This window comes from Bradyrhizobium sp. USDA 4369 (assembly GCF_054056435.1).
In genome coordinates this window covers 4,981,037-5,006,834 of the sequence record NZ_JBSRYH010000001.1, presented here as the reverse complement: position 1 = coordinate 5,006,834, position 25,798 = coordinate 4,981,037, and the positions used below count along the sequence as shown (strand labels likewise).

The 25,798-nt window shown below is 62.7% G+C and carries 21 protein-coding genes and 2 pseudogenes; 18 read left to right on the top strand and 5 right to left on the bottom strand.

Annotated features, from left to right (window positions below; all coding sequences use genetic code 11):
* Nucleotides 1-12 precede the first annotated feature (12 nt).
* Nucleotides 13-1,203 carry a hypothetical protein gene (locus ACVIJ6_RS22665; RefSeq protein WP_456774512.1) on the top strand — a complete coding sequence of 397 codons (1,191 nt, stop codon included), beginning with the start codon at nucleotides 13-15 and terminating at the stop codon, nucleotides 1,201-1,203.
* Between the two features lie 506 nt (nucleotides 1,204-1,709).
* Nucleotides 1,710-2,789, top strand: coding sequence for a hydrolase (locus ACVIJ6_RS22660; RefSeq protein ID WP_456774511.1), 1,080 nt, complete (start codon nucleotides 1,710-1,712; stop codon nucleotides 2,787-2,789).
* A gap of 111 nt (nucleotides 2,790-2,900) precedes the next feature.
* On the opposite strand, the gene ACVIJ6_RS22655 is transcribed toward ACVIJ6_RS22660, so the two are convergent.
* Nucleotides 2,901-3,962, bottom strand: a complete 1,062-nt coding sequence (locus tag ACVIJ6_RS22655) for a hypothetical protein (protein WP_456774510.1) — start codon at nucleotides 3,960-3,962, stop codon at nucleotides 2,901-2,903.
* A 437-nt stretch (nucleotides 3,963-4,399) separates the two neighbouring features.
* Between ACVIJ6_RS22655 and ACVIJ6_RS22650 the strand changes: the two genes are divergently transcribed.
* Together ACVIJ6_RS22650 and ACVIJ6_RS22645 are read left to right on the top strand one after the other, a co-directional pair.
* The gene (locus ACVIJ6_RS22650) at nucleotides 4,400-5,902 is read left to right on the top strand and encodes an MBOAT family O-acyltransferase (RefSeq protein ID WP_456774509.1); all 1,503 of its coding nucleotides are present in this window, start codon (nucleotides 4,400-4,402) and stop codon (nucleotides 5,900-5,902) included.
* Between the two features lie 159 nt (nucleotides 5,903-6,061).
* Nucleotides 6,062-7,084, top strand: a complete 1,023-nt coding sequence (locus tag ACVIJ6_RS22645) for a hydrolase (RefSeq protein ID WP_456774508.1) — start codon at nucleotides 6,062-6,064, stop codon at nucleotides 7,082-7,084.
* A 117-nt stretch (nucleotides 7,085-7,201) separates the two neighbouring features.
* On the opposite strand, the gene ACVIJ6_RS22640 is transcribed toward ACVIJ6_RS22645, so the two are convergent.
* Nucleotides 7,202-7,405: a hypothetical protein gene (locus tag ACVIJ6_RS22640; RefSeq protein ID WP_456774507.1), complete on the bottom strand. Its 204-nt coding sequence runs from the start codon at nucleotides 7,403-7,405 to the stop codon at nucleotides 7,202-7,204.
* 49 nt (nucleotides 7,406-7,454) lie between these two features.
* Between ACVIJ6_RS22640 and ACVIJ6_RS22635 the strand changes: the two genes are divergently transcribed.
* The 13 genes and pseudogenes from ACVIJ6_RS22635 (at nucleotide 7,455) to ACVIJ6_RS22575 (ending at nucleotide 20,295) form a co-directional block, all read left to right on the top strand.
* Nucleotides 7,455-8,372 (top strand): hypothetical protein, encoded by a 918-nt coding sequence (locus ACVIJ6_RS22635; protein ID WP_456774506.1) that lies wholly within the window; start codon nucleotides 7,455-7,457, stop codon nucleotides 8,370-8,372.
* A 605-nt stretch (nucleotides 8,373-8,977) separates the two neighbouring features.
* Nucleotides 8,978-10,465: a PfkB family carbohydrate kinase gene (locus tag ACVIJ6_RS22630; RefSeq protein WP_456774505.1), complete on the top strand. Its 1,488-nt coding sequence runs from the start codon at nucleotides 8,978-8,980 to the stop codon at nucleotides 10,463-10,465.
* A gap of 9 nt (nucleotides 10,466-10,474) precedes the next feature.
* On the top strand, nucleotides 10,475-11,197 hold the full coding sequence (locus tag ACVIJ6_RS22625) for a nucleotidyltransferase family protein (protein WP_456774504.1): 723 nt from the start codon (nucleotides 10,475-10,477) through the stop codon (nucleotides 11,195-11,197).
* Between the two features lie 108 nt (nucleotides 11,198-11,305).
* Nucleotides 11,306-12,245, top strand: a pseudogene (locus tag ACVIJ6_RS22620) (NAD-dependent epimerase/dehydratase family protein).
* Complete coding sequence (locus ACVIJ6_RS22615) at nucleotides 12,242-12,850, top strand: SIS domain-containing protein (RefSeq protein WP_456774503.1); 609 nt, start codon at nucleotides 12,242-12,244, stop codon at nucleotides 12,848-12,850. The pseudogene ACVIJ6_RS22620 and the gene ACVIJ6_RS22615 overlap by 4 nt, the downstream one beginning before the upstream one ends.
* A 12-nt stretch (nucleotides 12,851-12,862) precedes the next feature.
* The gene (locus ACVIJ6_RS22610; protein WP_456774502.1) at nucleotides 12,863-13,861 is read left to right on the top strand and encodes an NAD-dependent epimerase/dehydratase family protein; all 999 of its coding nucleotides are present in this window, start codon (nucleotides 12,863-12,865) and stop codon (nucleotides 13,859-13,861) included.
* 56 nt (nucleotides 13,862-13,917) lie between these two features.
* Complete coding sequence (locus tag ACVIJ6_RS22605) at nucleotides 13,918-14,766, top strand: transketolase (protein WP_456774501.1); 849 nt, start codon at nucleotides 13,918-13,920, stop codon at nucleotides 14,764-14,766.
* A complete protein-coding gene (locus tag ACVIJ6_RS22600) occupies nucleotides 14,763-15,686 on the top strand; it encodes a transketolase family protein (RefSeq protein WP_456774500.1) in 924 nt (307 codons plus the stop codon). Before ACVIJ6_RS22605 ends, ACVIJ6_RS22600 begins: the two co-directional genes overlap by 4 nt.
* Before the next feature lie 8 nt (nucleotides 15,687-15,694).
* A complete protein-coding gene (locus ACVIJ6_RS22595; protein WP_456774499.1) occupies nucleotides 15,695-16,732 on the top strand; it encodes a zinc-binding dehydrogenase in 1,038 nt (345 codons plus the stop codon).
* A gap of 9 nt (nucleotides 16,733-16,741) precedes the next feature.
* On the top strand, nucleotides 16,742-17,359 hold the full coding sequence (locus ACVIJ6_RS22590) for a hypothetical protein (RefSeq protein ID WP_456774498.1): 618 nt from the start codon (nucleotides 16,742-16,744) through the stop codon (nucleotides 17,357-17,359).
* On the top strand, nucleotides 17,346-18,389 hold the full coding sequence (locus tag ACVIJ6_RS22585) for an aminoglycoside phosphotransferase family protein (protein ID WP_456774497.1): 1,044 nt from the start codon (nucleotides 17,346-17,348) through the stop codon (nucleotides 18,387-18,389). Before ACVIJ6_RS22590 ends, ACVIJ6_RS22585 begins: the two co-directional genes overlap by 14 nt.
* 23 nt (nucleotides 18,390-18,412) lie before the next feature.
* The gene (locus ACVIJ6_RS22580; RefSeq protein WP_315798939.1) at nucleotides 18,413-19,075 is read left to right on the top strand and encodes a class I SAM-dependent methyltransferase; all 663 of its coding nucleotides are present in this window, start codon (nucleotides 18,413-18,415) and stop codon (nucleotides 19,073-19,075) included.
* Between the two features lie 275 nt (nucleotides 19,076-19,350).
* Entirely contained in the window at nucleotides 19,351-20,295 is a 945-nt protein-coding gene (locus tag ACVIJ6_RS22575) for a TylF/MycF/NovP-related O-methyltransferase (protein WP_456774496.1), read from the top strand.
* A gap of 22 nt (nucleotides 20,296-20,317) precedes the next feature.
* Here ACVIJ6_RS22575 and ACVIJ6_RS22570 read toward each other — a convergent pair whose 3' ends face one another.
* A complete protein-coding gene (locus ACVIJ6_RS22570; RefSeq protein WP_456774495.1) occupies nucleotides 20,318-21,460 on the bottom strand; it encodes a TylF/MycF/NovP-related O-methyltransferase in 1,143 nt (380 codons plus the stop codon).
* A 307-nt stretch (nucleotides 21,461-21,767) separates the two neighbouring features.
* Here ACVIJ6_RS22570 and ACVIJ6_RS22565 point away from each other — a divergent pair, with 307 nt between their 5' ends.
* Nucleotides 21,768-22,742 carry a TylF/MycF/NovP-related O-methyltransferase gene (locus ACVIJ6_RS22565; RefSeq protein ID WP_456774494.1) on the top strand — a complete coding sequence of 325 codons (975 nt, stop codon included), beginning with the start codon at nucleotides 21,768-21,770 and terminating at the stop codon, nucleotides 22,740-22,742.
* Between the two features lie 136 nt (nucleotides 22,743-22,878).
* Here ACVIJ6_RS22565 and ACVIJ6_RS22560 read toward each other — a convergent pair.
* Both ACVIJ6_RS22560 and ACVIJ6_RS22555 read right to left on the bottom strand, forming a co-directional pair.
* A pseudogene (locus ACVIJ6_RS22560) lies at nucleotides 22,879-24,729 on the bottom strand (acyltransferase family protein); the annotation flags it as partial.
* Entirely contained in the window at nucleotides 24,707-25,780 is a 1,074-nt protein-coding gene (locus ACVIJ6_RS22555) for a hypothetical protein (protein ID WP_456774493.1), read from the bottom strand. The gene ACVIJ6_RS22555 and the pseudogene ACVIJ6_RS22560, both read right to left, overlap by 23 nt.
* Nucleotides 25,781-25,798 lie beyond the last annotated feature (18 nt).

Here is a 25,798-nt window from a genome sequence, read left to right as displayed (position 1 = left end):
GAGCATCCCGAGATGGCCGATCTGGGTGGCCCATTCCTCGGGAACCAGCCGCAACTCGTCGAAGCTGACATCAAGCCGCTCGAACAGCAGCGTCAACTCCGCCGACAGCCGCGGAGGCGATTTGCGGAGACGCTGCTGTGCCTCCAGAGCACGTTCGAACAGCCGGATTCCGAGCTCTCCGCGACCGACATGGGTCACCCGCTGTCCCGTGAAATTGCACAAATCGAACAAGCGGCCCTCCGACCCGCACAGCACATCGAAGCTGTTGGGACGGTAGAGCATAGAACCTCGCGCAGCGATGTTCTGATGCGGGCGGAAAAAGTGCAGGCTGCTCCTGCACGCCCAGAACATCGCGTCCAACGCGCTTTGCTCGTCTCCGCAGATCATGTCGACCATCGCCTTATGGTAGGCGAGATCGGTCATCGAGCACAGGTCATCATTCGTCGCGCCGGACGCGGCGTCCCGCGCGGCCTCGAACTCACCGAGCTCGAACAGCGACCGGACGAGTGCATAGCGGACGCTCGTTTCATCCCGCGGCAGCGTCTCGCGGCGGACCACGTCGACGACCTCCCGATAGGCGCCAACCCTATGCAGAACATGAACGCACGCAAAATAGAAGCGACGGCTCAAAGCCGTCGAAAAGCGAAAACCCGGCTCATCTGCCAGATGAGAGGTGGCATAGGGAAAATAGGCTTGATACATGCGCTCGCGAAGCGGAACTCTCACGACTTCAGCGACGACAAGGCCAAGGAATACGGCACGCCTCGGCAGCAGATTGAGCGTCGTGCCGAACATCACGAATACAAGATAGACGAACCGGCGATAGCGAGCGCGCTTAAATATCTGAAGCGATTTCATCCAACAAAGTCCCAACAGAGCCAAGGCTCTTCATTAGCGTCCGAAGCGAGACCGAGATTGGAAGACCTACCCAGCGCGTTGCGGAGCAAGGTCCTGCTCGAAATCACTATCGATGTTGAGATAATGAACGCGCATAGTCCAAGCGAAAGCGTCTTTGCCGAGATGATCGGCTTGGCGGGGGGTGATCAAGAGCTGCATCGATCGTGCCAGCGGAACTATAGCAGAGCGGGTCCTGCCAAGCCAAGCCGGACCTACGGATCAGAACCAATCCGTTTTGCATGCTGCACAATCCACAAGGGCCGTTCCCGCGGTCCCCATCGAGCGACCGTCCTGTACCGCTGTTGACAACGCAAGGCACGGACCTTTGAGCGAGGTGGGGGCGGAGATCCTGGACGGCTGGGGACGCGCTGGATGGCTTCAGCCACTGGTCTTCGCCTCCCCCTTGGCGACAAGACGCCTGAGCATCGGCTCGCCCTCACCAGTCGAATTCTGAAACATCATTCATCTGGGCGACTGCCCGCCCAGGGCATTTGCCGACTCCATCAAGGCGGCCCCTTCCCCGCATTCCGCTAACGGCCATCCTGGACAGACCCGCAAGGGAACACCATTGTCGACGAAATTAGCTCGGCACACGGGCTTCATCACGCCGGAGCTAGCCTCTCAAGCAGATCCGACGCAAGCCCGAATCGCTTGTTCCGAAGCCGCAATCGACTTAGGATCGCTACTCTGAATCTATCCAACGTTTGTTGACCTCTTTCTTGACGTCGACAACGACGCGACAGATGCCGATATCGGCAATGCCATCTTCCGCCGCCTCAATTGCGTGGCCTTGATCGAGACGAGAAGCCTACATGCGCCGCGCGAATTGCTACCTGGTGGTTATACTGGCGCTTACTTCAATCGCAGGAGCAGTTCTGTTTTTCGCCGCAAGACCGTTCGGCTCGAGCAGTTCCGATGCGATCTTTCTGCCGTTCGATCTCCGATACAATGGTGCTTACAAGCTGCACAGCCTGCCGTCGCAGCGTCTGGATATCCTTTGGATCGGGTCGTCGCGCGCCGCCACCTTCCGTTCGAATGCGTTCCAGCCGTACAGCTTCTACAACATGTCGTTCACTGCGTGGACGACCGACCAGATCGCGGATGTCTTCGAACGCGCGACGCGGGACACCAAGCCTCGCGTCGTGATCATCTCTCTCGACTATTTTCTTTTCACCGACGCCTGGGAGCAGGCGAATGCCGGCTCCAGGACAATGATCTACGGACAGATATGGACCTATCTGCGGTCGAGCATCGCGGATTTCCTCCAAACCGCACTCAAGCACCCGCGAATTCTGCAGAAGGCGTTGTTTGAAGCGGGGCCGTTTGTCGGCACGCAGGCGCTTCTGCAGGAAGAAGGTTTTCGCTGGGACGGCTCGTATCAGTTCTCCGCGTCCCATATCGACGAGGCACGCCAACGCCATCAGACCGCGGAAACGTTGGTACAGGCGATCCCGGGGGGCACTGAAATGTCAGAGCGCCAGATGGCGGCGATCGGCCGGATCGCTGAGATGGCGAAGCAGCGCGGCATCACGCTCGTCGGCGTGCAGTTGCCATTCATTCGCGCCGGAATCGATTATCTTGATCACAATGAATCCTACCGGGACTACGCGGGCGTGTGGCGCGAGTTCGAAAGCGATCGAAATCGCAACCGGCTCGAGACACTCGGCATTCGGTTTTTCGACCTCGCTCGCTCGCCGATCAACGATGACAAGGCGAATTTCGTCGACTCCTATCATGTCAGCGAGCTCGGAGCGCTGCGCGTCATCCAACGACTGCTCGACCTTCCCGGATTTCGCGCGATCTTTCCGGACATCGACCCGGTCAGGACCGAGCAGCATATTCGAGAAGTCACCTCAGAAAACCGACCGGCTTTGCGGATCGGTTCACCCTAGACTACCAGCCTGATTCGACCGGATCGCTCCCGGTCGGGATCGCCGCACTGACAGCCTGAGCCGCCCTGCCCGTGGGACTACCGGACAAGGGCGCCCTGGCTCCTCAGGAAGTCACTTGGTCGCGCTGAACCTATTTGGAAACGCCTGCTTGAACGCCTCGGTCTTGACGATCTCACGGACGAGGAAGCTGGTGTACCGTTCCGCACCATTCCGGTCGAGATGGCCACCACCATCGATCGTGGTCATTCCATCAAACGGCGGCGCAACCAACTCCAGGTTCAGGGCCTTGGCCAGTTCATCCGCCTGCTGCACGCAGGACTGGCTATGCGGAACCACGGTCAGCACGACGCTGCCGCCGATCTCCTTCAAGAGTGTCCTTGCGTAATCGATGATGGCTTGAGTGGTGTGACAGTTGGGATCGCGCGCGGACAACATCGGCTTGTTGCCCTGGGCGACGTAGGATGGGTTGGCATCCAGCCCCATGTCACCGTTAGCGATGTTGCGGTACAGACCGGTCTGCGTGAACTGCCCGCTCTTGAATGCCGCCACCAGATCTTCGATCCGCCAGTGCAGATTGCGCCCAACCACGGTCAAGTAACCGCGCAGTCGACTGCGCTCGACCGCAACGATTGGCATCTTCTGCGGGCCAAGGGTCACATTCAGATCATTGCTGAAGAAATGGACGAACTGATCATCCGCATTGATCACCCAAAGCGGCGGATGAATCTTCCAGCGGTTGATCACCCGGCGCGAAAACTCGCCGCCCCGCAGACCGACGAACGCCATATTGTAGATCTTCAGCTGATCGAACTGAGGGGCTGCCTCGAGAGTTCGCCGGTCGAGCGCATAACTGACGAAGGACGGACCTAGGAAGATGATGTCTGCACTCTTGGCCGCGGCCACCGAAGACCCGACATTGCTGTAGAATATGTCCTGATCTTGGATTTGCGGGACGCTGCGCCCGCCGAAGTTGCGATACCATTCCGCGTTGCCATCGCGAGGAATCTGCGAAAAGTAGTCGCCGAACATCCAGCCGTCATGCGAGAGCAACGACAGGCTGGCGGAGAAGATGAAGAGCAGAGCAAGTCCGCAAACACCGACGACGGCCAGATAGCGCCCGGCCGCGAGCGTTCCCGACGTTGCCTTCAGGCCCGCCCCGGTGACTGTCGACATCGCAAGATCTCGCTTAGACTGACTTTGGACCCACAAAGGAACACTTTCCACGGCCTCGAATACAGCGGCAGCCCAGTCAACTCAAGCCAAGGCTCCAGATGCCTGTGGGTGCGTCACCGATGGAAGGCTGAAGGACAGCGCGGAAGAGTGCTGGCAAGGCATCGTACCGGATATGAAGAAGCACCGCCCCATCCGGAGCAACGCGCCAGGGTGCATGAACCCGAACGGCAAATCGATTTGCCCGTAATCCTGGGGCAGCTTCGCATGTTGAGCCGAAAAACGGCCAAATGCGACCTCAGTGTCTTTTAGTGGGCGCAACAGTCTGCGGCGATGACACAATCCCACAGACTTTCCTGGCTTGATCCCAGGACCAACTTGGCAGCGTCGGTAATCATTGGTAAAGCAACGCGACGCGCCGCAACATCAAGAAACTTGTTATGCTCTTCACGCAGTTTGAGTTTCTGTTCCTGTTCCTTCCGGTGACCTTCGCCGGATACTTCCTGCTTGCGCGCTTTTTCGTGTCGCCGGTCGCGCGGCTGAGCTGGCTCGCAGCGGCGTCGCTGACCTTCTACGGCTATTGGGACATCCATTTTGTCCCGATCATCCTGGTCTCCATCGTGTTCAATTACACGATGGGCCTGTTGATCGCGGGACAGAGCGGTAAGGCGCGCAACGGATTGTTTGCGGCTGCGATCGCGCTCAACCTAGGAGCGCTCGCATTCTACAAATACACGAATTTCGGCATTCAGATCCTCAATGCGCTCACGGCATCGAAGTACCCTTCGCTTGCCATCGTGCTGCCCTTGGGCATCTCGTTCTTCACCTTTACCCAGATCGCCTACCTTGCCGACGTTTATGGCGGCTACGCCAGCGAGCGGAGCTTCGTCAAATACGGTCTTTTCGTCACCTATTTTCCGCATCTGGTTGCGGGACCGATCCTCCATCATCGCGAGATGATGCCGCAGTTCGGCTCCGAGGATAGCAGAAGGATCTCCATCGAGAACGTGGCAATCGGCCTGACGATCCTGACGATCGGCCTGTTCAAGAAGTCATTCATCGCCGACGGATTCGGGCTGGTCGCGAATCCGGTCTTCCAGGCCGCCAATTCAAGCCATCTCCATCTTATGGACGCCTGGGGCGGCGCGCTCGCCTATTCGCTTCAGATCTATTTCGACTTTTCCGGATACTCGGACATGGCGATCGGCATCTCGATCATGTTCGGCATCAAGCTGCCCTTCAATTTCGATTCGCCCTACAAGTCGCAAAGCATCGTGGAATTCTGGCGCAGGTGGCACATCTCGCTATCGCGCTTCCTGCGCGACTATCTTTACATTCCGCTCGGCGGCAACCGTCATGGCCAGCACAGGCGCAACGTCAATCTCTTCATGACGATGCTGCTCGGCGGCCTTTGGCACGGCGCCGGCGTCACCTTCATCATCTGGGGAGCGCTGCACGGCCTCTTCCTCATTGTGAACCATCGCTGGAGCAAGTTCGTGGAGAGGCGGCCGGCGCTTGCCCGCTGGTCAGGAACTCTCTCTTACGCCGCGGCGGCGCTGGTTCTGACCCAGATCATGGTCGTGCTGGCCTGGGTTTTCTTCCGCGCCGACAATCCGAATGCGGCCGTCAGGCTGATCAAGGGCATGATTGGCCTGTCGAACCCGGAGAAGATCACGATGACGAACCTGGTCGATGGCCGGGTGATGATCGCGATCCTGCTGGGCTACGTTGCATGTCTTGCGCTGCCCAACGTCAACGGAATGTTCGAACGCTGGAAGGTCGGGCTCGAGACCTATCACAATCCGCGGCCCTGGAGCATCCTGAGCCTGAATTGGCGGCCGTCCCTGCCATGGGCGGTGGGAACGTCGGTGGCGCTGGTTGCCGCGGTGCTCATGAACATCATCGCGGGGGATACGTCCCAGTTTCTGTATTTTCAGTTCTAATTCGCGAACTGCCGCAAACCGCGGAACCAAGGCGCGATCACGACCAGCAACGGTGCAAGCGACCGCCGCATGATCGATCCGCCAGGCTCAACCGATGCCCTGCCAGCTGCCGGTCTGACACGGCGATATCTCATGGGTGTTCTGGCCGCCTCGGCCGTTGTGGGCTATCTGCCGCCGGTTTGCCTATTTCAGGCTGCACGTCCGTTCGGTGCAGCGGCCAGCTTGCAGGACCTGGCGGACTCGCAACGAAATCATCCGGAGCAGATCGTCCTGCCTTACGATCTCCGCTACAACGCGGCATTCAAGCTGGCGAGGATGGCGCAGGAACGCCCCGAGGTTGTCTGGATCAGCACCTCGCGCGCAGGAACATTTCGCTCGGACCTGTTTGCCCCTTACAGCTTCTACAACCTGTCCTTCACGGCCTGGACCACGGGCCAGACGGCCGAACTGTTCGAGCGCGCCACCAGGCTGCACCGGCCACGGGTTGCGATTCTCTCGCTGGACCATTTCCTGTTTGCCGACCGTTGGGAAGAGTGGTTCGCGATCAAGCGACAGATGCAATACGATCATCCCCTCACCTATCTGAGGGGAAGCCTGCTGGATTTCGCCCGCACCGCGACGCGTCATCCCGGGACGTTCAGAGATTATCTGAGCGCGCCGAGCGCCTTCGTCGGGACCCAGTCCATCTTTCACCAGGAGGGGTTCCGCAATGACGGCTCTTACGTCTATTCGCCCGGCCACCTCGCCGATGCCCGATCGCGCTATATGAACGCCGAAACGCTCGCGGAGACCCTGCCGCGCGCACCAGGCCTGTCATCCTGGCTCAAGCAGCCGATCGTTCGAATGGCCGAGATCGCGCGGGAGCGCGGGGTGAGGCTCGTGGGCGTCCAGCTGCCATTCATCCACTCAGGGGTCGCGTTGCTGGATCGCGAGCAGAATGCTGCCAACGGCTTCGGAGCCTGGCGTGAATTCGCGGCTGAGGAAACCCGCGCCTGGCTACACAGCCTGGGAGTTCCGCTGTTCGATCTGGCTCGACTCACGATGGCCGACGAGACCTCCAGCTTCGTCGACGCTTACCACCTCGCCGAAGAGGGTGCAGCCAGGGTCATGCTTCATCTGCTCAAGAATCCGGATTTTCGAACGTTGTTTCCCAGGATCGATCCGGATCGAGTTGCGTTCTAACCTGATCGAACGCCGCGCAGCTCGGTAGCCATCTGCGTGAACCGGCGCTCCCGAACTCGTAACTGCCGCCACAATCAAGCCCGGAGAAACACGGATTGCGGGCCTAATTGTCCGCAATTAGAAGCGAACGATACCGGCAAATTGGACGTCTGTTGTGGCGCGATATGTTGCGATCGTCATTGCACTTTTCGTCGCCGTATTCATTCCGCTGCTGGTGGTCTTGGAGTGGGCGGGCTGGCGGTTGGGCGCAACGATCCCGTTGTCGACGATCGCCTCCGAGCAGTCGCAAACTGAACGGGTCGTCTGGCTCGGCTCGTTCAAGGATTATGCTCCCTACAAGCTCGAACGCATCAAGCAGGTCCAGCCTGAGGTGCTGCTGGTCGGAAGCTCGCGCTGCGGTCAGGCTCGTGCGCAGATGTTCCGTCCTTATGTCGCCTACAACGCCTGCCTTACGGCGTGGCCACTCACGCATGTCGTCGATTTCATTGACCGCGCAACCCGGCTCGCGAAGCCCCGAATCGTCATCGTCGCTCTGGATTACTTCCTGTTCGGCGACTTTCTCGCCGAAGCCTGGCAGAAAGAGCGGACGATGGATTTCAGTCAGGGCCTCGACTCTCATCGGCGGAAGCTGCACGACGTCGCCGACTTCGTGATCCGGAACAACGGAGATCGCGACGCGATCCTGGCGGCTGTCACGGCGCCGCAGACCGAGCCGGTGGATGGAAACAGGCTGGTTGGAACAGAGGCGATCCGCGGCAAGTTCGGCTTCCGACAGGACGGCTCTGTGATGGTTGCTCCACCCTATCGGCGGATAGCGGAGGAGACATTGTCACGCGGCCCCCAATATGTGACGTCCTCGTTTCCTGGAGCCCCGCAGCTCAGCGAACGGCAGTTCGGCGAGATCGAGCGTCTGTCACGCCTCGCGCATGAACGCCAGTTCCAGGTCATCGCGATCCAATATCCGTTTCTTGAAAGCGCCGCAGCCTTCCTCGATACAAACGAGTCCTATTGGCCCTATTCAGGGATCTGGCGCGACCTCAAGAGTGAGCAGACGGCAAACAGGTTCGCCAAGCTCGGCATTTCGTTCTTCGATATGAGTCGTACACAGACGTCGCAGGACCCCAATAATTTCTTTGATCCCGCGCATCCCTCCGAACGGGGCATGTTGAAGACGTATCTCGCTTTGCTGGAAAAGCCCGACTTCGCCAAACACTTCCCGCGGATTGACCGCAGCTTGGCGGCAGACCTCGACCACGGGCAGAACGAGCAGTTCGACCTGTACCACTGAGTTGCGCGGGCGCGGCTCGCCCTGCGAATCAGCTGATTCGTCGCCGCCACGAGGGCCCTCGTCCAAGTCCGGCCCGCGGCGGAACAAGACTGAATAAAGCTGCCGCAAAACGGTGCCGAGATAGACACCGGCGCCCGGCCTCAGTCGATCCGTCACAAGCAAGCCCGCGGCAGCTGCGGCCTCAAGGTGCCATATCCCTTAGCAAAACCACATTTTCCTTGGCGACTGCCGCAGCGTGCCGAATGTCATGTTCGCGTAAGCAGGTGAAGCAACCATCCGTTGCAGTAGCAGTCCGAATCCCATTCGGTTGCACCCCGCGGGGTTTGTGTTGCTGCGCACACCTGTTAAAGAGTTGGGCTGAAAAACCTGGATGCCGCCGGTTCATTGCTTTAGATCATGAGAATGCTTCGACTTTTTACAATGAAATCAACGTCCGCGAGCAGCCACGCGCTTGATGGAACGGCGTGTCCCGACGCCGGGACGCCAAGCCGGTCATGCCTTTCACGTCAGCGATTCGGTCATCCCGCTCGCGTGCGACCTGCAATGTCATCTCAGTTGTCGCAGCGCGGCTGAGCCGGAGACGAATCTTGGATCAGGTGATCGATATGACCCAGACGGATCTGGCCTGTCAGACTATTCGCGCGTCCTGTGAGCCTGGGCAAACGATTGCCTTCGTATCGGGCAATTTCAACGTCGTGCACCCTGGACATCTGCGACTGCTGAAATTCGCGGCTGAACAGGCAGATGTGCTCGTCGTCGGGGTCAACCCCGATTCCACACCGGGCGTAACTTTGGCGCAGGACATGCGCCTGGAAAATGTACGCTCCATCGCCTTTGTGCACCATGCCGTGCGGCTGGAAACGTCCGCGTCCGAGTTCATCTCGCACCTGAAGCCGACCGTCGTCGTCAAGGGCAAGGAGTTCGAGGACCGCGCCAATCCCGAACAGGAGGCAGTCGACTCCTATGGCGGCCGGCTGATCTTCTCATCCGGTGAATTGCGTTTCGCCTCTTTGTCCCTTTTGGAACGGGACGCAAACGTCGATATCTCAACCGTCCGCAAGCCTTTGGAATTCCCCAAGCGCCACGGTTTCGAGATCGGGACGCTGAAGGATCTGCTCGGCAAGCTCGCCGGCATGCGGGTGGCCGTCATCGGCGACCTGATCGTGGACGAGTACGTCACCTGCGACGCCGTCGGCATGTCCCAGGAGGATCCGACCATCGTCGTGACGCCGCTGATGACCCGCACCTTTGTCGGCGGCGCCGGCGCGGTGGCAGCGCATGCCCATGGTCTCGGCGCCGACGTGCAGTTCTTCACGCTGGTCGGTGACGACGAGGCGGCGCGCTTCGCCCGTCACACGCTTGAGCAGCATGGCGTGAGTTTCAACGCTTTCACCGACCAGACACGCCCGACCACGCGAAAGCAGCGTTTCCGCGCGCTGAATAAGACGTTGCTGCGGGTCAATCATCTGCGTCAGCACGCCTCCGACGCGGATCTGCAGCGGCAGATGCTGACCTCGGTTGAGCGCGCCCTGAAGACCTGTGATCTGCTGCTGTTCTCCTGCTTCAACTACGGCTGCCTGCCGCAGGATCTGGTCGACGCGGTGGCGGATCGCGCCCGCTCCAAGGGTGTGATGATGGCGGCTGACAGTCAGGTGTCGTCGCAGACCGGCGACGTCTCCCGTTTCAAGGGCATGACCCTGCTGACGCCGACCGAGCGCGAGGCACGCGTTGCGTTGAACGACTTCATCTCGGGCCTTGCCGTCATCAGCGAACGGCTGGTCGAACGGGCCCGCACCAAGAACCTTGTGATCACGCTGGGCGCCGAAGGCGCGCTGATCAACACCATGGCGGAGGGTATCTTCACCTCCGACCGCCTGCCCGCGTTCAATCCGTCGCCGAAGGACGTGTCCGGCGCGGGCGACAGTTTTTTCATGGCCTGCTCGATGGGCCTGCGCGCGGGAGCCGATATCTGGGAGGCCTCCTATCTCGGCTCACTTGCCGCGGCTCTCCAGGTCTCCCGGGTCGGCAACCTGCCGCTGACGACCGCGGAACTGGTCAAGGAAATCGACGAAACCGGCTTCAGCCACGAGTAGGATGCCGTCATGCGTGCCCTTCTGCTCGCCGCCGGCATCGGAAGCCGGCTGCGCCCGCTGACCAACACGACGCCGAAATGCCTGGTCCGTGTGCACGACCGGCCGCTTTTGGACTATTGGCTCGACCTCGTTTTTGAGGGCGGCGTCGAGCGGGCGCTCCTGAATACCCACTGGCTCGCAGACCAGGTGCAAGCTCATGTCGCCCAGTCGCCGTGGCGCGACCGGATCGACCTCGTTCACGAAGATGAACTGCTCGGCACGGGTGGCACCGTGCTCGCCAACCGGGCCTGGTTCGCCGACCAGCCATTTCTCGTGGCCCATGCCGACAATCTCACGGATTTCGACGTCGAGGGGCTGCTCGCGGCGCATCACAACCGGCCGTCCGGCTGTATTATGACGATGCTCGCATTCCGAACTGACGATCCGAGTTCATGCGGCATCCTTGAGCTAGATCAGCAGAACAGGGTGCTCGCCTTCCACGAGAAGGTCAAAAATCCGCCTGGGAACCTCGCCAATGGCGCGGTCTATGTGTTCGAGCCTGCTGTCATCGACGACATCGCGGCGCTGGGAAAGAGCGTCGTCGATCTCTCGACCGAGGTCATCCCCAACTATCTGGGACGCATTTTATGCGTGGAAACGAGCGGTTATCATCGGGATATCGGTAACCCGGAAAGCTTGCGCCGGGCCCATTTGGAGTTTAATCACAAACCGCGCCGTGGCGAGGACGCTTGACGGGCGGCTTTGGCCGCTGGGTTGGTCGCCCACCTCTGCCAATTTGTATAAGGGTGCGCACGACGCACCAGCCGGCGAGACGACAGGCGAGCCACGGGGATTCTGCAGATGAAAATATTCGTGACGCGGAGCGTGCGGCTACAAGGGCAGCGTGCTGGTGCCGAAGCTCTTGAAGGCCGGCCACAAGGTCGTCGCTTTCGACATCATGTGGTTCGGCAACTTCCTGGAGCCACACCCCGACCTGACGGTCGTCCAGGGCGACGTCCGCAATCCGGACGCGATCGACCTGACCGGCGTCGACGCGATCATTCATCTGTCCAGCGTCGCCAACGACCCTTGCGGCGATCTCGATCCGAAGCTCACCTGGGAGATCTCCTGCCTCGCCACGATGCAGCTTGCTGATCGCGCCTATCGGCACGGGATCAAGCGCTTCATCTACGCCTCCTCCGGCAGCGTCTATGGCGTCAAGGAAGAGGAGCAGGTGACTGAGGATCTCGAGCTGCTGCCGATCTCCGAATACAACAAGACCAAGATGTGCGGCGAGCGCATCGTGCTGTCCTACAAGGACGACATGGTGGTGCAGATCGTCCGTCCTGCCACCGTGTGCGGCTATTCTCCGCGCCAGCGCCTCGACGTGTCGGTGAACATGCTGACGATGCAGGCATTGATGAATGGCCGAATCACCGTGTTCGGCGGCGACCAGACCCGGCCGAACATTCACATCGACGACATCACCGACCTTTATCTGTTCCTGCTCGATCATCCTGAGCACACCGGCGTGTACAATGCCGGCTTCGAGAATATCTCGATCCTCGACATCGCCAAGCTCGTCACCAAGCACGTGCCGGCCGAGGTCATCGTGACGCCCTCGAACGATCCGCGCAGCTACCGCGTCAATTCCGATCGCCTGCTCGCGACCGGTTTCCGCCCGAAGAAGACGGTGGAGGACGCGATCAAGGAAATCATCGGCATGTATTCGCAGGGCCAGCTGAAGAATGACGACCGCTGGTACAATCTGAAATGGATGGAGAAGGAGGTCGTGAAATGAACGCCCTCACCTTCAAGACCCCTGGCAGCCTGTTCGCCGACTACACCAGCCGCTTCAGCACCGTGCTGAAGGATTTTGACTGGGCTCCCGTCGAGAAGCTCGCCTATGATCTGCGCGACTGCTGGCAGACCGGCCGTCAGGTGTTCTTCTGCGGCAATGGTGGCAGCGGCGGCAACGCCAACCACCTCGCCAACGACTTCCTCTACGCGCTGTCGAAGACGCCGGGCTCGGGCCTGCGCGTGCATTCGCTGTCGTCGAACCCGTCCGTAATCACCTGCCTCGCCAATGACGAAGGCTACGACCAGGTGTTCTCGCTGCAGCTCGCGGTGCTCGCGCGCAAGGGCGACGTGCTGATCACCTTCTCCGGCTCCGGCAACTCGCCGAACATCCTGAAGGCGCTCGAAGAGGCCAAGACGGTCGGCATGACCAGCTATGCCGTGCTCGGCTTCTCCGGCGGCAAGGCCAAGGCGCTGGCCGACGTGCCGATCCACTTCGCGGTCAACGACATGCAGATCGCCGAGGATGCGCAGATGGTGATCGGCCACATGATCATGCAGTGGCTGTACGCCCAGCGCGGCGAGATCATCACGACGCGCGAGGTCTGACGGGCAAAGACGATGGCTGCGAACGAAAAGTACCTGATCCTCGGCTCGAACTCGTTTTCGGGCGCAACCTTCGTCGATTTCCTGGCTGCGGCCGGTCACGACGTCATCGCGACCAGCCGCTCGGACGAGCCGCATGAGGCGTTCCTGCCCTACAAGTGGCAGAAGCGTCCCGGCAATGTCCGCTTCAAGCGCGTCGATCTCAACCACGATCTCGATGCGTTGAAGGCACTGCTGGCGGCCGAGCGGCCGACCCATGTCGTCAACTTCGCAGCCCAAAGCATGGTCGGCGAGAGCTGGCTGTATCCGGACCACTGGATGATGACCAACGTCGTCTCGGCCGTCCGCCTGCACGACATCCTGCGCAACTATGACGGCCTCGACCGCTACGTCCACGTCACGACGCCGGAAGTGTACGGTTCGACGGAGGGCTGGGTGCGCGAGGACGCGCCGTTCAATCCGTCGACGCCCTACGCGGTATCGCGCGCAGCCGGCGACCTGAGCCTGCGCACCTATTTCGCCAACTACCAATTCCCCGTGGTCTTCACCCGTGCGGCCAATGTCTATGGCCCGGGACAGCAGCTCTACCGCATCGTGCCGCGCACCATCGTTGCCGCGATGACCGGGCAGAAGCTGCGGCTCGACGGCGGCGGCAAGTCGGTGCGCGTGTTCATCCACATGACCGACGTCTCGGATGCAACGGTGAAGATCGGCCGCAGCGGTAAGCTCGGCGAGACCTACCACATCTCCGGCTATGAGCTGGTTTCGATCCGCACGCTGGTCGAGATGATCCTGGCCCGGCTCGGCAAGTCGTTCGAAGACTGCGTCGAGATCGGCCCGGAGCGGCCGGGCAAGGATACCGCCTATACGCTCGACAGCTTCAAGCTGCGCACCGAGCTCGGCTGGCGCGACACCTACTCGCTGGAACAGGGCATCGACGACGTCATCGCCTGGGCGCGACGCTTCGAGAATGTCATGGCCAAGCTGCCGACCAAGTACGAACATAAACCCTGATCGACACCCTGATCGACCCCTGCGCTTCCTGATGGGAAGCGCGACTGGAGAGCACGATGAACGTTGCAGTCCGGAGCACCGCGGCCAAGCCCGACGTCGCCGCCCTGAAGGCGCAGGCCGCCAGGCTGCGCGGCAAGATCATCGAGATGTCGCACAAGGCCCAGGCCGCGCATCTGGCCTCGTCGCTGTCCTGCGCCGATGCGATGACTGCCGCCTATTGGCACGTGCTGAACATCGACCCGAAAAACCCCACCGATCCGCTGCGCGACCGGTTCATCCTGTCCAAGGGCCATGCCGCCGCGGCGCTGTTCGCGACCTTGGCGATGAAGGGCTACTTCCCGATCGAGGAGCTCGACACCTATTGCCAGGACGGCGGCCGGCTCGCCGAGCATCCGCCGGCGAACCTTCTGCCCGGCGTCGAGGCCGCCACCGGCTCGCTCGGCCACGGCCTGCCGCTCGGCTGCGGCATGGCGCTGGCCGGCCGTATCAAGGGCGAGAATTACCGCGTGTTCGCCCTGCTCTCGGACGGTGAGAACAATGAGGGCTCGGTGTGGGAGGCCGCGATGTTCGCCGCCGCCCAGAAGCTCGAGAACGTCTGCGTCGTCGTCGACTACAACAAGTGGCAGGCCACCGCGCGCTCCAACGAGACCCTGATGCTGGCGCCGCTGCGCGACAAATGGGCCGCCTTCGGCTGGGACGCGCATGAGATCGACGGCCATGACGTCGGCGCACTGGCCGAGGCCATGCAGAACATTCCGAACGGGTCGGGCAAGCCGGTGGCGCTGATCGCCCACACCGTCAAGGGCAAAGGCGTGTCGTTCATGGAGGACGACAACAACTGGCATTACCGCGCCCCCACCGCTGAGGAAGTCGTCAAGTCGTTCAAGGAGCTCGGCCTGTCATGAGAAACGCATTCGCGGACGAACTGACCAAGCTCGGCAACGAGGACAGCCGCGTCGTCATGCTGTCGGGTGACATCGGCAACCGGCTGTTCGACAAGTTCAAGGACAAGCATCCCAGCCGCTTCTTCAACTGCGGCGTCGCCGAAGCCAACATGATGGGCGTTGCCGCCGGCATGGCCATGAACGGCCTGCGCCCAGTCGCCTACACCATCACCCCCTTCGTGACGACGCGCTGCCTGGAGCAGATCCGCACCGACGTCTGCTATCACGAGGCGCCAGTCACGATCGTCGCGGTCGGCGCCGGCCTCGCCTATTCCGGTCTCGGCCCGACCCATCACGCCTGCGAGGACATCTCGTTCCTGCGCTCGATCCCGAACATGGTCGTGATCTGCCCCGGCGACGCCTTCGAGGTGCGCGGCGCGCTGCGCGCGGCGATGCAGCAGGACCGTCCGGTCTACATCCGCATGGGCAAGAAGGGCGAGCCTGTCGTTCACAAGGGCCCCATCACGGATTTCAAGATCGGCAAGGCGATCACGATCGAGGAAGGCAGCGATGTGTGCCTGCTCTCGACCGGCAACATGCTGCCGGAAGTCATTGAGGCCGCACACAAGTTGAAGGAGAAGGGCAGCTCCGCCGAGGTCGTCAGCTTCCACACCGTGAAGCCGCTGGATGAGGACAAGCTCAAGCAGGCCTTCAGCCGCTTCAAGCTGGTCGCGACCATCGAGGAGCATTCGCTGATCGGCGGCTTTGGCTCGGCCGTGTCCGAATGGCTTGCCGATACCGAGACGAAACACCAGAAGTTCCTGCGCTTCGGCACGCCGGATGCCTTCTTCAAGAAATCAGGCGAACAGGAATATGCCCGCGAGGTGCTGGGACTGACCGGCCACCAGATCGCGGACAAGATCATCCACGCGTTGAGCTGAGACATCACATGAAGACCCAAGCTGCCCTCCTGGTCCAGACCGGCCAGCCGCTCGTCCTGGCCGAGATCGAGACGCCGGCCCTGAAGCCGGGGCAGGTCCTGGTCGAGATTGCTTATTCCGGCGCCTGCGGCACGCAGGTGATGGAGTGGCGCGGCGACAAGGGCGAGGACAAATGGGTGCCGCATTGCCTGGGCCATGAAGGCACCGGCACGGTCATCGAGGCCGGCAGCGCGGTCACCAAGGTCAAGGTCGGCGACAAGGTCGTGCTGTCCTGGATCAAGGGCACGGGCATCGAGGCCGGCGGCGCCGTCTATGACTGGGACGGCAAGAAGGTCAACGCCGGCGGCGTCACCACCTTCCAGCGCCATGCTGTGGTCAGCGAGAACCGCCTGACCCTGCTGCCGCCGGACCTGCCGATGGATGTCGCCGTGCTGCTCGGCTGCGCCGCTCCGACTGGCATGGGCGCGGTCTACAACGTGCTGAAGGTCCAGCCCGGCGATGCCGTCGCCGTGTTCGGCACCGGTGGCATCGGCCTCAACGCGCTGATGGCCGCAGCACTCGCCGGCGCCATGCCGGTGATCGGCATCGACCCCAACCCGACGCGTCGCGCGCTCGCTCAGATCTACGGCGCGACCCATGTGATCGACGCCTCCGGCGACGTGCTGGCGGAGATCAAGAAGATCGTGCCGCAGGGCGTTGATCTCGCGGTCGAATCCTCCGGCATTCCGGCCGTGATGGAGCAGGCTATCAACGCCACCCGTCAGCAGGGCGGCCGAGCGGTGGTCATCGGCAATGCCAAGCATGGCGCGGTGCTGCCGCTCAATCCGGGCGTCTTCAACCAGGGCAAGAGCCTGCTCGGCACCTGGGGCGGCGACAGCGTGCCGGATCGCGACTACGGGCGCTACGGGCGGCTGTTGAACTCCGGTCGTTTCCCGGTGCGGGACCTCCTGTCGAAGCCCTACAGCCTCGCCCAGGCCGACCAGGCGCTGCAGGATCTCGCCGCCGGCAAGGTCGGCCGCCCGCTGATCGACATGTCGCTGCGTTAAGTCCAGGCCATGCGGATCGGGATCGACTTCGATAACACGATCGCCTGCTATGACGGCGTGTTTCATGCGGCAGCCCTCGAGCGCGGCCTGATCCCGGCCGATCTCGGCCGCGACAAGAACAGCGTCCGCGACCATCTCAATGGTAGCTGTCGCAAGGACGATTTCACCGAGCTGCAGGGCTATGTCTACGGCGCCCGCATGGACCTGGTGTCGCCCTACCCCGGCTTCGCCGAGTTCGTCGCCGCGGCGCGGGCTGCCGGCCATGACCTGTTCATCGTCAGCCACAAGACCAAGCACCCCATTCTGGGCCCGAAGCACGACATGCATGCCGCGGCGCGCGGCTTCCTGACCGACCGCGGCCTGATGGGCGAAGCGCCCGGCCAGATCGCACCCGACAGGGTGTTCTTCGAACTGACCAAGGACGAGAAGGTCGCCCGCGCCCATGCGCTGGCCTGCGAGCTGTTCGTCGACGACCTCCCGGAGATCCTGGCGATGAGCGGATTTCCGGACGGGATGCGCAAGGTGCTGTTCGATCCGGAAAACCAGTTCGCAGCCAAGCCCGTGCCTTACGAGCGTCGCGCCTCCTGGGTCGAGATCGCGGCGGATGTCGTCCGTGACCGCGGCTGAGGCCGGCGCGGACACCGATGCGGCCCTGCTGGCGCTGGCGCAGCGCCTCGCTGCGCAGGCCGGCAAGGCCAGCCCCACGGCGTTGACGCGGCTGGCCGGTGGCCGCAACAATCAGGTCTTTCGCGTCGATACCGAGGCGGGCCCCCTCGTCCTCAAGCGTTACTTCACCGACGCCCGCGACAGCCGTGACCGGCTGGGCGCCGAGTGGAGCTTCATCAGCCATGCCTGGTCGCGCGGTGTTCGCGTCGTGCCCGAGCCGATGGCCTGCGACCGCGCCGCGCAGGCCGGGCTCTACAGCTTCGTCGAAGGACGCAAGCTGACCGCCGCCGAGCTGGCGCCGGCTCATGTGGATGCCGCGATTGACTTCGTGCTCGCGGTGAATGCCCCGCCGCGCCCCACTCTGGCCCCGGGATCGGAAGCCTGCTTCTCGCTCGCCGAGCACATCGCGACCGTCGAGCGCCGCGTGGCCCGGCTCGCGACGCTCGATGCCGACGTGCCGCATGTGTCCGAGGCCAGGCAGTTCGTTGCGACGCGGCTGCAGCCGGCCTGGGCAGAGGTGAAGGCAACCATTCTGCGCAGTGCCGCGGCCGAAGGTCTTGCCCTGGATGCAGCCAGTCCGGCCGATCAGGTCTGCCTGTCGCCATCCGACTTCGGCTTCCACAACGCGCTGATCGACGAGGCCGGTAAGCTGACCTTCCTGGATTTCGAATATGCCGGCCGCGACGACCCGGCCAAGCTGGTGTCGGACTTCTTCTGCCAGCCGGAGGTGCCGGTGCCGCTCGCCGCGCACGAGCATTTCATCGACCGGCTGGCCGACGGCCTCGGACTCGACGCGGCCAGCGTCGCGCGCTGCCGCCTGCTGCTCGACGCCTACCAGGTCAAGTGGACCTGCATCATCCTGAACGACTTCCTGCCGCTCGGCGCCGTCAGACGCGCCTTTGCCGACACCGGCGCCTGGGCGCAACGCTGCGCCGTGCAGCTCGCCAAGGCCGAAGCGCAGCTCGGCCTGATCGGCGCCACATCCGACTAACCGATATCGTAACGGAGATCTTCATGGCCTATCGCGAGTTCGTCAGTCTCGTCCACAAATCGACCAAGCGCGACTATCTCGCGCGCGTCACCCAGCGCGACAAGGCCGATGTCGCGGAGATGGCGATCAAGTACGACTACGACTACTGGGATGGCAGCCGCGAGACCGGCTATGGCGGCTACAAATATGACGGCCGCTGGCGCAAGGTCGCCGACGCGATGATCGAGACCTACGGCATCAAGCCCGGCATGCGCGTGCTCGACGTCGGTTCCGGCAAGGGTTTCATCCTGCACGATTTCCGCGAGGCCATTCCGGATCTCGAGGTCGCCGGCATCGACATCTCCTCCTATGGCGTCGAGCACACGATGGAGAGCGTGAAGCCGTTCTGCCAGGTCGGCAGCGCGGCCAAGCTGCCCTACCCCGACAAGCACTTCGATCTCGTCATCTCGATCAACACGCTGCACAACCTCTACAACTACGATCTCGATGCCGCCCTGCGCGAGATGGAGCGCGTCAGCCGCGGCGCCAAGTATCTCTGCGTCGAGGGCTACCGCAACGAGCGCGAGAAGGTGAACCTGATGTACTGGCAGCTCACCTGCCGCATCTTCCACACCCCCGAGGAATGGGCGTTCGAGTTCAAGCGCTCGGGCTACACCGGCGACCACGAATTCATTTTCTTCGAATGAGCTGGAACGACGGGCGGCGGCACTTCCACCGCCGCCCGACAAGCTGACCGCCGCCCTCTCAACGGGGGACCCGAGGGCGGCACAGGGCTCATCGCGCTGACGACCCGGCGAATTCCGGTCGACCGAGCTTAGTCCATCTCGTGAAGGCCGCGCGGCAGGAGTCGGCGGAGCGAAAGCCGCCCCACATCGTATGGAGACGACGGCGCTTTTGCGATCTTTGCAGAATGTCTCTATAAATGTGCTTCCAGAGGCAAGAGCACGGGACGGGGCTGCCAATGACGAAGTCATTGAAGGTTGCGATTGCTGAAGGACTGCCACCTCAAACGCTCTTCAAGCTGCGCTCGATCAAGCGCGCCCTGATGGGGCAGCCGCCGCCGGAGCGTCCGCAAGCGGCCGAAGCGCCTGCATCCGAAGCCGCCTCCGCACCCACCGGTGAGGTGCAACCGGCTGCGCATGAACCGCGAACGAGACAGACCGAGGCGCTGGAACGGCTAGACGCCCACAAGATCAGCGCGCCGTATCTGTTCTTCGACGTCGACGACGTGCTGATCCTGCCGGCCAAGGAGATCGCGCGCACGCTGACCCTGAGCGTGATGTACATCAACAGCGCCGACGTGAAGGGCGATATCGTCGAGTTCGGCACCATGGGCGGCTTTACTGCGCGCACGCTGGCCAACGCGATGGTGTTCGATCCGCGCTACCAGCCGAACCATCCGCTGCGCACCTTGCGCTTGTTCGACAGTTTCGAGGGGCTGCCGGAGATCACCGACAAAGTCGACCTCGAGTCGCAGCATGTGAAGTCCGGAACCTGGTCAAAAGGCGGTTGCCGGATCCTCAGTGCAAACGAACTGCGGACCATGGTCGAGGCGATCATTCCACCGAGCCGGGTCCGGATCTACGAAGGATGGTTCTCTGATACCGTCAAGCAGCTGCCTGACGATACGCGCCTCGCCCTGATCCATTTCGACGGCGATCTCTATTCGTCGACCATGGATGCGCTCGTCCCGTGTTTCGAACGCGGCCTCATCTCCAAGGGAGCCGTGATCTGCTTCGACGACTGGAACTGCAACGAAGCTGACCCCGACGCCGGCGAGCGCAAGGCCTGGGCCGATCTCGTGAGCCGCTTCGAGATCGTCGCCAGCCACTCCGGCGACTACGCGATCCAGAGCACGAAGTTCATCATCCATTCCTACCGCGGCATGAAGCCGCGGATGGATTGACGCGGCGTCGACCATTCAGGGATCACGAATAGGGCTTGATCATCAGGCCCTGTCCGGTCGGCAGCGCCAGGATGGCGACGCCCCGCTCCGCCGCAAACTTGTCGAACGCTTCCTTCTGGGCCTCGTAGCGCACGAACCCGTAGTCATCGAGCAGGATCGGCGCGCCCGGCAACAGCTTGTCCCAGAAATAGGTCGCCGCGGCGATCTCGGGGGCAGCATTGTTCATGTCGATCGAGAGGTAGGCGACCTTGCCGATGTCGACGCTGGTCAGCGTCTCCGGAACGCTGCCGCGGGTGATCACGACGTCCTTGAATTCCGCAAAGTTCCTGACGACGTGGTCGTAGATGTCCTCACCATATCCGATGCGGAAATGCGGAATGTTGATCAGCTCCTCGTCCGCCAATTGAGTCTCGTCGACGCCCCGGAACGTGTCGAACAGGAAGAACTTCCTGCCCACCTTGTTCCAATCGTAATAGGAGGCAATGGCGGTGCTCAGGAGTCCCTTCCACACGCCGCATTCGACGAAGTCGCCGTCCAGCCGCAGCGCCAGGCTCGCACACCACAGCGCGACGTGGACGCGCCAGTAATAGCGATGGTCGATGACGGTCGCCTGGACGGCCCGCTTGTAGGCGGCGACGAAGCGCGGATCCCGCATGAAGTCGTGGTTGTGAACAATGTAGGGATCGTTGCGCAACCCGTCGAAATCGTAGACCGGAACGTAGATGCCGTCTCCCGCCGGACGCTCGACCTCGACCGAGGGCGAAGATGGCGACTGCGCGGACCCTCCTCCGGCCGACAAGAGTTCGACCGTACGGCGCAGGCGAACCAGTTCGTCGCCCTGGGCACGGAGCGCCGCCGATTCACGCTGCAACGTCGTGAGATAGGCCCGGCTGACGGTCTCTGCGGGTTCGCCATCCCGCGGAGTCATGCGGAACTTGTTGGCCTCGACGCTGCTCTGAAACGCGATCTCCACCTGTTGAGCAACGGAGTCCACCACGACAGGTGCCGCAGGGGTGACCTCGGCTGCAGCCGGCGGCGGCGATTTTGGCACCGGGACTCGTCCGACCGCTGAGAGCCGGTCGATCGTCTCGGCTCGGACCAACTGCAGACCAAACGAGCGCAACACCTGGTTAGTGGCATTTTTTCCAGCTGCGATCAGTCCCATTGCCCCTCCCGCTCGCCGTGCCTGCCGATTAGGTAGTTGTGGCAGGTCTCCTGAGCATTGTCCAATGCCCGGACGTGTCAAGCCCAACGCACCTCACGAAGCGGACTCGATCAACGCCACAACGCACCCGTCTTGCCTGCAACAAGAAGCGGACCAAGGTACTCAGCTGCAAGACCCCCGACTGACCTTATCCCTTGCAGAGCCCTCGCAGGGCCGTTAAGCGAGATGGCAAGGCCGCAGCTTGCGTATGAGCCGCTTGTTGTAAGGTCGCGTGGCTATTGGCTTGGACCGCATCGGAGATGTGTCAATGCTTACCGCGTTGAAGAATGGGCTTGCCAATGCGCTTCCACCGCCGGCGCTCTATTGGTTGCGGTCGGTCAAGCGCGCCATCATGTTCGAGCCGCCGCTGCCCTGGCCATATGGTCCGGATGAGGCGAGCGGGTCCGCCACCACGCCGGCCATCGCGATCGCTGCTCCCGTTTTTCACGGCAGCGACGACGGACGGCTGATCCAGGACATTGCGCTCGAGAAATACAAGGCCAAGCAGCTTCCCTCGCCTGCGTCATATTACGGCTATGAGGACGTGCTGATCCTGCCTGCCAAGGAGATCGCCAAGGCGCTCACGCTCAGCGTTCAATATATCAACAGCGCGCATGTGAACGGCGACGTCGCGGAATTCGGCACGATGGGCGGCTTCAGCGCTGCGACGCTGGCGATGTCGATGGTATTCGATCTTCAGCGGCAGCCGCTTGCCAAGAGCGCCTCGGGCGAAAACCCGTTTCGCGTCTTGCGGCTGTTCGACAGCTTCGAGGGACTGCCCGAGATCACCTCCCCGATCGATCAGGTCGCGCCGCATGTGATTTCCGGCGCCTGGGCCAAGGGCGGCTGCAAGGTGCTGGCGGCGCCCGAGCTGCGCGAGCGCATCGGCAAGATCCTGCCGCCGCACCGCTTCGAACTTTATGAGGGCTGGTTCGCCGATACCGTGAAGACGCTGCCGCCGGAGACGCGCTTTGCGATGATCCATTTCGACGGCGACCTGTATCAGTCGACCATGGATGCGCTGGTCCCGTTGTTCGAGCGCGGCATGATCTCGATCGGCGCCGTCATCTGCTTCGACGATTGGAACGCCAATCGCGCGATCCCGACCACCGGCGAGCGGCAGGCCTGGAAGGAGCTGGTCGAGATGTTCGCGATCGAGGCCTCCAACAGCGGCGACTACTCGGTCGGCGGCACGCGCTTCCTGATCCATTCCTATCGTGGCATTCCGGCCGATCCGATCTGACCCGGCTTACGGCGACGGCCGCCGGGCGGGACCTAAGAGGTCGCCGATCACGTGGCCCGCCAAGAAGATGGCACCTGGCACCCGTGAGGTGCCCGGGATCGAACGCCGTCAATTGCGAGGCGCCGGGACCGATGCGGCTGAGACAGCCCTCGTCGTTGCAGAACACGTCGCGCACCGAAATGTAGTCGATGCCGAGCTCACGGGTGAGCTCGCGGAACAGGGCGTCGCGGCCGCGCGTCCATTCGTCGTTGGAGCGGAACACGGTCCGCTCCGGCAGCAGCTGTCCGGTTTGCCGGTAGTAGTCCAGCACATTGGGAGACAGGCCGCCGCCCAGCCAGCTCGGCGGCGGGCCCATCAGCACGATCCTGGCAATGCCGTTTGCCCTGAGCGCGGCAACCGTACGCGGCAGATCCTCGCGCAGCACCGCCTCGGCATGGCCCCAGGTGGCGTCGAGAATGACGACATCGGGTTTCAGGCGCCCGATCCGCAGCACGACGTCGTCGTTGATGCTCTTGCAAAACGGCCGTGCGTCCAGCGTGTAGCCGATCAGCGGCGGACAGGCGGACGCGGTGTACTGCGCGACGTCATAGCCGCGCTCCACTGAGACATGGAGCAAGCCTGGATAGAGCGCCGCGCCATAGGAATCGCCCCAGATCAGCAGCAGCGGCCGGCCTCCCTGCCCGGCGCACTCGGCGCCGAAAGCCGAGGCCGGCTGCAGAACGAGCAGACAGCGGCCGCGACGCCAGTGCGACCACGTCTCGCTGCCGGACAGCATGAAGCCCCTGATCTCAGGTGCATACCGGACCGGCAGGCCGCGCGTGCTCGTCGCAACGATTCCGACAGCTCCCGTGGCCGTCATGGCGGCCAGCAACGGCCACACCCGCCAGGACATGGGCGCCGCTCCGAACCTGATCGGCAGCTCGATGAAGCGGTAGGTGAGCCATGCCAGCACGGCGCTCAGCCCGAGCATCATCAGCAGCATCCAAGCCGGGGCGGCTCCACCGACGTGAAGCTTCAGGATGGCGATCAGCGGATAATGCCAGAGATAGAGCGGGTAGCTGATGAGGCCGACGAAGACCACCGGACGCTGGGCCAGCATGCGATGCATGGATGTGCCGCCGGTCGCGATCAGCGCCATCGTCGCCGCCACGGGGAGGATGGTGCGAACGCCGGGCCAGGGCGAACTGCCGCTGACGAGGAAGAATGCGACCAGGAGTCCGGCCGCGCCGAAGCCGGCGAGCAGGTTGCGGGGCATCTCAACTGCGTGACGACGCGGCCGCGGCGATAGCCAGACCGCCAGAAGCGAGCCGGCCAGCAGTTCCCACCCGCGCGTGGTCGGGGAGTAGAACGCCCAGGCCGCATCTTGCGCCGGTGTCGCGAGACAGAGCACCAAGGAGCCGAGCCCCAAGGCAGCAATGATGGCCACCTTGTGCGAGGGCCATCGGGCAATCAGCACGTAGGCCGCCGGCCAGATGATGTAGTATTGCTCCTCGATGCCCAGCGACCACAGGTGCAGCAGCGGAAGGCGTTCGGCGCCAGGATCGAAATAGCCGACGATCTGCTCGTGCAGCATGAAGTTCTCGACGAACGCTGCAGCGCCCTTGATGTTGGTCCCGAGCGCTTCCATCTCGGCCACCGGCAGCACGAACCACGCGATCAGGAATGTCGCCAGCACGACGGCGATCAAAGCCGGAAAGATCCGCAGGATGCGGCGGGCGTAGAATCTCGCGAAGCTGAAGCTCTTCTCGGCGCATTGACGATCGATGATCCCGGTAATCAGATAGCCCGAGATCACGAAGAAGACGTCCACGCCGGCAAAGCCGCCCGGCAGCAGCTGCGGAAAGGCGTGGTAGATGAGCACCGCGATCACCGCGACCGCGCGCAGCCCGTCGATGTCGGGCCGATAGGTCAACGCCTGCGCCGTGCGGAGCTGCGACGACGAGTCGGAGCCCGCGGCTCGGAGCTCAACGCTGCTGGCGATCGTCATTCTCGCGAATCCGCTGAAACGCGCTCGTCTTCTCCAGCGCGCTGACGAGATCAAGGGTGAAGTCGGCGGCGCCCCTGCGGTCGAGATGGCCTCCGCCGTCCCAGCTCGAATAGTCGGTGCGTGCCGGCATCGCCATCTCGACACCAATCGCGTCCGCGACCTCGCGAACCTGAGTTCTGCAGCCGTGGAAGTTCGGCACCAAGGTCATCACGACGGGCGCTCCGAGCGACCGCACGAACTCGCGCGCATTGGCAATCACGTCCGGCGTGGTATGGCAGTCAGGATCGCGCGTCATCTTCACCCCGGGATTGCCGTCGGCGAGAAAGCGCGGGAACGCGCGCATGTCAGCGGCCCCAGTCCGGTCGTCGCGTTCGAAAGGCGGAATCGCGCCGGCTCTCGGCGCCGCGAACGAGCGACGAACATCCCGCGTCGCGTCTTCCAGCCGCCATCGCAGATTGCGCCTTAACACCTCATAATACGCCCCGAAGCGACTGAGCTTGATGCTCGGGATCTGGCGGGCGTCGGCACCGAAGGACCGCATCAGGTTCCGGTGGAAGAAGTTGCCGCCGCCTCCGCCGTCGTCCGCATTCACGATCCACAGCCGCGGACGGATGTGATGCTTGCGCGCGATCTGCCGCACGAACTCGCCGCTGGCGACGCCGACGAACGCCATGTTGTAGAATTTCAGCCCGTAGCGCTGTTCGATACGCTCGCGCATGATGGCCTGATCGACAGCGAACGACACCAGGGATGATCCGAGGATGATGACGTCGGCCTGACGCGCATGGTCGATCGAACGGCCGATGTGATGATAGAACAGATCCTGGTCTTGGATCTCGGTGACGCTGTCGCCACCGAAATTGCGATACCATGCCGGGTCGTCCGGCCTGCTGATCGCACTGAAATGGTCGCCGCCCTGCGACGCCAGCCAGACGCCGAGGCCGCCCAGCATCGCCGCAGTCAGTCCGAGCAGACAGCCGAGATAGCGTCGTCCAGCCGGACCGAGGCCTCCGGCCCTGGCCCTCTCGCCGGCGCGACCGGTCAGCTCCATCGGATCATCCATGGCGGC